General features: G+C 66.6%; 8 protein-coding genes. 1 reads left to right on the plus strand and 7 read right to left on the minus strand.

The features are described 5' to 3' along the window. On the plus strand, nt 1–584 hold a 584-nt coding region (locus J5M67_RS27030), incomplete at its 5' end, for a TorF family putative porin (RefSeq protein WP_207888490.1). A gap of 224 nt (nt 585–808) precedes the next feature. Here J5M67_RS27030 and J5M67_RS27035 read toward each other — a convergent pair. From J5M67_RS27035 to fliE, 7 genes are all read right to left on the minus strand, one after another. Further along, nucleotides 809–1,462 (minus strand): DUF1345 domain-containing protein, encoded by a 654-nt coding sequence (locus J5M67_RS27035; protein WP_207888491.1) that lies wholly within the window; start codon nt 1,460–1,462, stop codon nt 809–811. Between the two features lie 136 nt (nt 1,463–1,598). After that, nucleotides 1,599–2,042: a flagellar export protein FliJ gene (gene fliJ / locus J5M67_RS27040; RefSeq protein WP_207888492.1), complete on the minus strand. Its 444-nt coding sequence runs from the start codon at nt 2,040–2,042 to the stop codon at nt 1,599–1,601. A gap of 151 nt (nt 2,043–2,193) precedes the next feature. Then, a complete protein-coding gene (gene fliI, locus J5M67_RS27045) occupies nt 2,194–3,549 on the minus strand; it encodes a flagellar protein export ATPase FliI (protein WP_207888493.1) in 1,356 nt (451 codons plus the stop codon). Beyond that, entirely contained in the window at nt 3,539–4,321 is a 783-nt protein-coding gene (gene fliH / locus J5M67_RS27050) for a flagellar assembly protein FliH (RefSeq protein WP_207888494.1), read from the minus strand. Before fliH ends, fliI begins: the two co-directional genes overlap by 11 nt. Then, nucleotides 4,322–5,338: a flagellar motor switch protein FliG gene (gene fliG / locus J5M67_RS27055; RefSeq protein ID WP_207888495.1), complete on the minus strand. Its 1,017-nt coding sequence runs from the start codon at nt 5,336–5,338 to the stop codon at nt 4,322–4,324. A 6-nt stretch (nt 5,339–5,344) separates the two neighbouring features. Further along, nucleotides 5,345–7,129, minus strand: a complete 1,785-nt coding sequence (fliF, locus tag J5M67_RS27060; protein ID WP_207888496.1) for a flagellar basal-body MS-ring/collar protein FliF — start codon at nt 7,127–7,129, stop codon at nt 5,345–5,347. An 11-nt stretch (nt 7,130–7,140) separates the two neighbouring features. Then, the gene (gene fliE, locus J5M67_RS27065) at nt 7,141–7,473 is read right to left on the minus strand and encodes a flagellar hook-basal body complex protein FliE (RefSeq protein ID WP_207888497.1); all 333 of its coding nucleotides are present in this window, start codon (nt 7,471–7,473) and stop codon (nt 7,141–7,143) included. Nucleotides 7,474–7,923: the final 450 nt, after the last annotated feature.

Genomic DNA, 7,923 nt, shown 5'->3' on the forward strand with positions numbered 1-7,923 from the left:
GCCTGGTGCGCCCCGGCCAGGCGAACAGCGCCCTGGGTGGCGTGGACGTCAGCCACGCCACCGGTTGGTACGTCGGCAGCTGGACCTCGAACCTGGAGCAGGAAAAACCGTTGGAAGTCGACACCTACGCGGGCTTCAAGCACCCGCTGGGCGACGGCAACCTGGGCTACGAACTGGGCACCCTGCGCTACAGCCGCCCCGAGCAGCCGGACTTCGACAGCCAGGCGCTGTACGGCGGCCTCTCGGTGTTCGGCAGCCGCCTCGGCGCGGCCTACAGCAACCTGGAAGGCCGCAGCACCGCCACGCTGTTCACCGACCTGGGCCTGGCGCAGGACACGGGGTTCGATGTGTCCTTCAAGTACTCCGCCTACAGCCTCGCCACGCCCGCCAGCCTGGACAACGGCGGCAGCGTCAGCAGCTTCGGCGACTGGTCGGTGAACCTCAGCCGGCCCTGGCTGGGTATCGACCTGGACTTCTCCTACAGCGGCAGCAGCCTGACCGGCAGCGATTGCAGCGCCTATTCCGGGCACAATACCTACTGCGATACGACGGTGATGATCAAGGCTTCGAAGCCGCTGTTCTGACACGGCGGAAAGAGCCCCTCACCCCAGCCCTCTCCCGGAGGGAGAGGGGGCCGTCCTCTGCTATTCGAACCTTGGCGTACTTACTGAGACTTACGGCATCGGGAACGCCCAGGAAACCAGAGCACAGGCTTGGGCAAGAACTCATCCTCGCTCCGATCAGCCCCCTCTCCCCCTGGGAGAGGGTTGGGGTGAGGGCCCGTCCGAGCACAGATCAATCCGCCCCACTACCCGATCAACCCCGCCCCCAGGTTGATCGCCAACCCGAGAATCGCGGTATTGAACAGGAAGCCGATCACCGAATGCGCCAGCACCACCTTGCGCATGGCCCGCGAGGCGACGGCCACGTCGGAGGTCTGCACCGCCACGCTCAGGGTGAAGGAGAAGTAGAGGAAGTCCCAGTAGTCCGGGCTCGCCTCCCCGTCAGGAAAACGCAGCACCGGCTCGCCGTCGCTGGAGGCATAGAACATCCGCGCATAGTGCATGGTGAACACCATGCCGATGAGGAGCCAGGAGCCCAGCACGGTGCTGGCGGTGAAGGCATAGCGCCAGAGCTTTTCGCCGCCCTCGGCATGCCCGGCGGCGGCCAGTTCGAAGACGATCGCCACCAGGCTGGCCAGCGCGGCGACACTGATCAGTACCAGCACCGCCTCGGCGTTCTCGTCCTCGATCTCGGCCAGGCGCCGCACCTCCTGCGGATCGGCGCGCCAAGCCAGCCAGCCGATCAGCACAACGTACAGCCAGGCCATGCAGTTCCACCCCACCAGCACCCACACCATCGGCTCCAGCCGGTAGCAGGCCAGCGCCACCAGCAGCCCCCCGGCAAAGGCGGCGATCAGGCGCGGATGCGCGCTGAGGAAGGCGCGGTTCAGGCGCAGCATGGCGTGCGCTCCAGCTCCATGGATTCGCAACTCCACAGTTGCGGGTAGCGGGAGAGTTCGGGCTGGGACGGCAGGATGGGCATGGATCGGGCATTCCAGTCGAATGGTCTGACCGGAGACTAGCACGCGCCCCCACTCAATCCGGCGAAGGCTTCAGGCGCTGGGCGAACTCGTCGAGTTGCTTCTGCTCGTACTTGTCGGCGGCGGCGCGCGCTTCCTCGCGGTAGCGCTCCACCAGCTTGCGCAGGCCCTCCAGCCGAGCGTACTTCTCCTGCCAGGCGGCGCGGGCCTTGTCGACGCTGCCCTGGTGCCAGTCCACCGCGCGGTTCTGCTGCTCGACGGCGGTTTCCAGCTGCGAGAGGAAGCGCTGGTAGTTGATCAGCCACTGCCCGGTGACGCCCTGCTGGCCGTTGCGAATCCATTGTTCCTGGTAGTCCAGCCGATAGCGTTCGAGCTCGGCGAGCTTGCGCTGCGCCTGCACCAACTGGTTCTGCACCAGCCCGAGTTGGCGGGCGGACTCTCGCTCGGCCTTCAGCGCCATGTCCACCACCGGCGCGAGGCGTTCGGCGCGGCGGTTCATGCACTCGCCTCATGACGTGACCGCAGGATGGGTGGAGCCTGCAATACCCCTCGATCCAGAGCGCCGACGATGCAGGGGAATGCACGATCGGAACCGCATGGGCATCGCTTCGCTCCACCCATCCTACGAGAGCTTTCGTGCACCCAGGACATCAGCCGGCCTTGCCGCTGACCACGGCGTCCAGCAGCAGGCGGCTGTCGTCGAGGTTCTGGCTCTCGTCCAGGCTCTGGCGGAGGAACTGGCGCATGATCGGGAAGCGCTGGATCGCCAGGTCCGTCTCGGCATCGCCGCCTGCCACGTAGGCGCCGACACTGATCAGGTCGCGGCTCTGCTGATAACGCGACCACAGCTGCTTGAAGCGCTGGGCGTCGCGCAGGTGTTCGGGGGTGGTGACCTGGGGCATCACCCGACTGATGGACGCCTCGATGTCGATGGCCGGGTAATGGCCCTCCTCCGCCAGCCGGCGCGACAGCACGAAGTGGCCGTCGAGCACGCCACGGGCGGCGTCGGCGATCGGGTCCTGCTGGTCGTCGCCCTCGCTGAGCACGGTATAGAAGGCGGTGATCGAACCGCCGCCCTTCTCTCCGTTGCCGGCCCGTTCCACCAGGCGCGGCAGCTTGGCGAACACCGACGGCGGATAGCCCTTGGTCGCCGGCGGCTCGCCGATGGCCAGGGCGATCTCGCGCTGGGCCTGGGCGTAACGGGTCAGCGAATCCATCAGCAGCAGGACGTTCTTGCCCTTGTCGCGGAAGTATTCGGCGATGCGCGTGCAGTACTGCGCGGCGCGCAGGCGCATCAGCGGAGCGTCGTCCGCCGGGGATGCGACCACCACGGAACGCTTGAGGCCTTCCTCGCCGAGGATGTGCTCGATGAATTCCTTCACCTCGCGGCCCCGCTCGCCGATCAGCCCGACCACGATGATGTCGGCCTTGGTGAAGCGGGTCATCATGCCCAGCAGCACCGACTTGCCCACGCCGGTACCGGCGAACAGGCCCAGGCGCTGGCCACGGCCGACGGTGAGCAGGGAGTTGATCGAGCGGATGCCGACGTCCATCGGCTCGTGGATCGGGTCACGCGCCAAGGGGTTGATGATCGGCCCTTCCATCGGCACCCAGTCTTCGGCACGCATCCCGCCCTTGCCGTCCAGCGCGCGGCCGACGCCGTCGAGCACGCGGCCGAGCATGGACATGCCCATGGGCAGGCGGCCGGAATCCGGCAGCGGCACCACGCGGGCGCCGGGGGCGATGCCGGCGAGGCTGCCCACCGGCATCAGGTAGATCTTGCTGCCGGAGAATCCCATCACCTCGGCCTCCACCTGCACCGGGTGATAGCCGCCATCGTTGATCACCTGGCAGCGGCTGCCGACCGAAGCCTGCAGGCCTTCGGCCTCCAGGGTCAGGCCGACCATGCGCAGCAGGCGGCCTTCCACCACCGGCTGCGCCGGCAGGTTCACCGCCTCGCTGTAGCCTTGCAGGCGGCGGGCGAAGCTGACCCGGTCAAGACGCATCGGGCGCGCCCAGGTCGATGTGCAGGTCCGGCGCCAGCGCATGGGTCGCCTGTTCGCGCTGCTGTTCGAAGAGCTGCTTGATCGCCTGGGCCAGGCGCGTCTCGATGCTGGCATCGATGCGCGAGTGTTCGGTCTCGATGCGGCAGCCGCCGGGCAGCAGAGCGTCGTCCTCGATGATCCGCCAGCTTTCCTCATGGCGGTCGCGCAAGGCCTTCACCAGCTCGAAGTCCTGTGGGTTGACCTGGATGCGGATATTGCCGGCGCCCATCGGCAGCAGCTTCAGCGCCTCACGCAGCACCTGGCGGATCTGGCTGGAGTCGGTAGCCAGCTCGCGTTGCACCACCTGGCGCACCACGTGGGTCACCAGGTTGAGCATGCCCTGCTCCAGCATCTGGTCCTGCTCGGCGATCGGCTCCAGCAGCTGGCCCATCAGGGTTTCCAGGCTCTGCAGTCGCGGTTGCAGGGCCGCGTCGGCTTCCTGACGCGCCTTCAGCTGGCCGGCGTGGAAGCCGTCCTTCTCGCCGGTGGAGAAGCCCTCGTTGTAGGCGTCCTGGCGGATCGCCTCGAGCTCCTCCAGCGTCAGCGGCTTGACCTCTTCCTCCGGCACCTCCTCGATCTGCGGCTCCTCGGCCACAGGTTCGGGTTCCGGCTCGGGTTCGGGCTGCGGCTTGATCGGGTCGAAACTGGGCAGCGACCAGCGGTCGAAGCCCGCGACATCCCGCGCGCGGATCAGCTCGCTGAGTTCCTGCTCGTCTTTGGCCGGGGGCACCACTTAGATCATCTCCTCGCCGCCCTTGCCGCCGAGCACGATCTCGCCGGACTCGGCCATGCGCCGCGCAATGGTGAGGATTTCCTTCTGCGCGCCCTCCACTTCGCTGACGCGCACCGGGCCCTTGGCCTCCAGGTCGTCGCGCAGCAGTTCGGCGGCACGCTTGGACATGTTGCGGAAGATCTTCTCGCGGATCGCCTCGTCGGAGCCCTTGAGCGCGAGCACCAGCACGTCGGAGGACACTTCCCGCAGCAACGCTTGGATGCCGCGGTCGTCGACGTCGGCGAGGTTGTCGAAGACGAACATGAGGTCTTCGATCTGCCCGGAGAGGTCTTCGTCCACGTCGCGGATGGCGTCCATCAGCGCGCCTTCGACCGAGCTGTCGAGGTAGTTCATGATGTCCGCCGCGCGCTTCACGCCGCCCATGGTGGTGCGGGTGGAGTTGGCGTTGCCGGCGAACTGCTTCTCCAGGATCAGGTTCAGTTCCTTGAGCGCGGACGGCTGCACGGTGTTCAACGAGGACACGCGCAGGACGATGTCCAGGCGCACCTTGTGGTCGAAGTGGCTGAGCACTTCGGCGGCCTGGTCCGGATCGAGGTAGGCGACCACGATGGCCTGGATCTGCGGGTGCTCGTAGCGGATCACGTCGGCCACGGCGCGCGGCTCCATCCACTTCAGGCTGTCCAGGCCGCTGGTGTTGCCGCCCAGCAGGATGCGGTCGATCAGGTTGTTGGCCTTGTCCTCGCCCAGGGCCTGGGTGAGCATCTTGCGGATGTAGCTGTCGGCGCCGACGCCCAGGCTGGTCTGGTCGCCGACGATCTCGACGAACTCGCCCATCACCTGCTCGACCTGCTCACGGTGCACATTGCGCATCTGCGCCATGGCCACGCCGACCTTCTGCACTTCCTTGGGCCCCATGTGCCGCAGCACCTGCGCCGCGTCGGTCTCGCCGAGGGACAGCAGGAGGATGGCGGCCTTGTCGACCTTGCTCAGTTTGGCGTTCGCCCGCGGCTCGCTCATGTGCGGTCACTCATCGGAATTGATCCACTCTTTCACCACCTGAGCGACACGCCCGGGGTCCTGCGCGACCAGACTCTTGATCGCGTTGAGCTGCGCATCGTAACCCTCGGACGGGCTGGGCAGCAGAATACTCGCCGGGCCGCCGAGGCTGACGCGGTCGTCCGACAGCTCGCCGTCCAGACCACCCAGCTCGCCCAGGCCGCCGTCGGCGCCAGCGCCGCCGGCCACCAGGGCCTTGCCCTTGTTGCCCGACAGGTTGTTCAGCACCGGGCGCAGCACGCCCAGCACCAGCACCAGGATGAAGACGATGCCCAGCACCTGCTTGACCACGTCCCAGAACCAGGGCTGCGAGTAGAACGGCGGCGCGACGATTTCATCGCCCTGCTCCGGCGCGAACGGCGCGTTGATCACGCTGACGCTGTCGCCACGGCTGGCGTCGTAGCCCACCGCATCCTGCACCAGGCGGGTGAAGCGCGACAGTTCTTCGGCGCTCCACGGCTTGTGGGTCACCTCGCCGGTCTTGGCGTCGGTGATCATCCGGTCATCCAGCACCACCGCGACGGAAAGCCGGCGCAGGCGGCCTTGCTGCTGCTTGGTGTAGCTCACCGAGCGGTCCAGCTCGTAGTTGCGGGTGTTCTGCTGGCGCTTATCGGTCGGGTACGGCGCCAGTTCCGGCTTGCCGGTCTTCGGATCGATCATCGGCTGGCCGTTGGCGTCCTTGAACGGCTGGCCCGGCGCAATGAAGTCGGCGGGCGCATTCTGCGCGGTGGTCTGCGGCGCGCTGGAGGGCCCCGGCGGCTGGTTCGACAGCGCCCCCGGCACGCCCTGCGGGCCGTTGCTGTTCTGCCGTTCCTCGTTGTTGGTCTGCTCGCTGCGCAGCGCCGGCTGGTCCGGGTTGTAGGACTCGGAGGTGGACTCCACCGCACTGAAATCGACGTCGGCGGAGACTTCGGCCTTGTAGCGGCCGTTGCCCAGTACCGGCGCGAGGATGCTGTGCACGCGCTGGGTGAAGTTGCTTTCCATGCGGCGGGTGAAATCGAACTGCTTGCCGGCCATGGTCAGCTCGGAGAGCTCCTGCTGGTCGGAGAGCAGCGTGCCCTTCTGGTCGACCACGGTGACCTGGGACTTGTCCAGTTCCGGCACGCTGGTGGCGACCAGGTTGACGATGGCCAGCACCTGGCTCGGCTCCAGGGAGCGGCCCGGATAGAGTTCGACCAGCACCGAGGCACTGGGCTTGCGGTCGTCACGGACGAACACCGAGCTCTTCGGGATCGCCAGGTGCACGCGGGCGCCCTTGACGTTGTTCAGGCTGGAGATGGTGCGGGCCAGCTCGCCTTCCAGGCCGCGACGGTAATTGGTCGCCTCCATGAACTGGCTGGTGCCCAGGGCCTGTTCCTTGTCGAGGATCTCGAAGCCGACATTGTTGTCGGTCGGCGCGACGCCGGCGCCGGCGACTTTCATCCGCGCGCGGCCGAGGTCGTCGGCCTTCACCAGCAGCGCGCCGGAGTTGGGCTCGACCTTGTAGGGAATATCGGCGGCGCTCAGCGCCTCGACCACCTTGTTGGCGTCGACGCCGTTCAGGCTGCCGTACAGCGGCTTGTAGTCCGGCTGCTGCGACCACAGCACCATGCCGAAGCCGACGGCGATGCTCGCGGCGAGGCCGACCAGCAGGCCGACCTGACGCAGCACGGGCATGTCCGCGAGGTTTTCGAGGAAGGTCAGGCCCAGCAGCGGCTTTTTCGCTGCGCCGAGCTTGGCGGGAACCTGACTGTCTACGGTGGCTTCAGCCATGACCTGCTACCTCAGACCGGCATCTGCATGATGTCCTGGTACGCCTGGACGAGCTTGTTGCGTACCTGGGTCATGGCCTGGAAGGACACACTGGCTTTCTGCGAGGCGATCATCACGTCGGTGAGATCGACGCCGCTCTGGCCGACTTCGAAGGCGGTTGCCATGTCGGTGGCGACCTGCTGGGTGCCGTTCACCTTGTCGACCGCCTGGGTGAGCATCTGCGAGAAGCTCGGCGCGCCCGGCTCGGCCGGCTGCGCAGCCTGGGCCTTCGACTTGGCCATGGCTTCCATTTGCATGGAGCGCATTTCCAGCAGCAGACGATTGAATTCGACACCCTGACTCATTACCTACCCCTCCGACTGGCCGCGGTTTTTTGACGCTACGCGGCGCTTTGCAGAGGGGATTGCAACTTGGGTGCCAGGTTTTGGGGGAGATGGAGATTTGGACGAAAGGGCTCTGGGATGGGCGTTCCGGGGCAACCCTCGTAGGAGCGGATCTTATCCGCGAAGTCCGTCGCGGATGAGTCCACTCCAACAGGGAAATATCTACGTATCTCGCCTGCCTGGAGCAAGGGCACATAACGCCTTGAGCTTTACCCGCCGTCTTGCTCAGCGTTTCTGCGCCGCATCGGCGAGTGCTGGGAGATTTTATTTCGCCCCCTCGGGCGAGTCACTTTCTCAAACGCCAGAAAGTAACCAAAGGGCTCGTCCCGACATCCGGGTCTTCGCTTCGCTCAGACTCCCCTCCTTCCGGTATCGCTCCGAGGGTCGGCGTACAAGGGCCATCCCTGGCCC

It is taken from the genome of Pseudomonas sp. 30_B, assembly GCF_017491605.1.
In the GTDB taxonomy this organism is placed as follows: Bacteria; Pseudomonadota; Gammaproteobacteria; order Pseudomonadales; family Pseudomonadaceae; genus Pseudomonas.

Excerpts from the sequence above, each read along its gene's own strand:
- J5M67_RS27035 (WP_207888491.1), bottom strand. The coding sequence starts at position 1,462 with ATGCTGCGCCTGAACCGCGCCTTCCTCAGCGCGCATCCGCGCCTGATC.
- fliF (WP_207888496.1), bottom strand. The coding sequence starts at position 7,129 with ATGGCTGAAGCCACCGTAGACAGTCAGGTTCCCGCCAAGCTCGGCGCA.
- fliI (WP_207888493.1), bottom strand. The coding sequence starts at position 3,549 with ATGCGTCTTGACCGGGTCAGCTTCGCCCGCCGCCTGCAAGGCTACAGC.
- fliJ (WP_207888492.1), bottom strand. The coding sequence starts at position 2,042 with ATGAACCGCCGCGCCGAACGCCTCGCGCCGGTGGTGGACATGGCGCTG.
- fliE (WP_207888497.1), bottom strand. The coding sequence starts at position 7,473 with ATGAGTCAGGGTGTCGAATTCAATCGTCTGCTGCTGGAAATGCGCTCC.
- fliG (WP_207888495.1), bottom strand. The coding sequence starts at position 5,338 with ATGAGCGAGCCGCGGGCGAACGCCAAACTGAGCAAGGTCGACAAGGCC.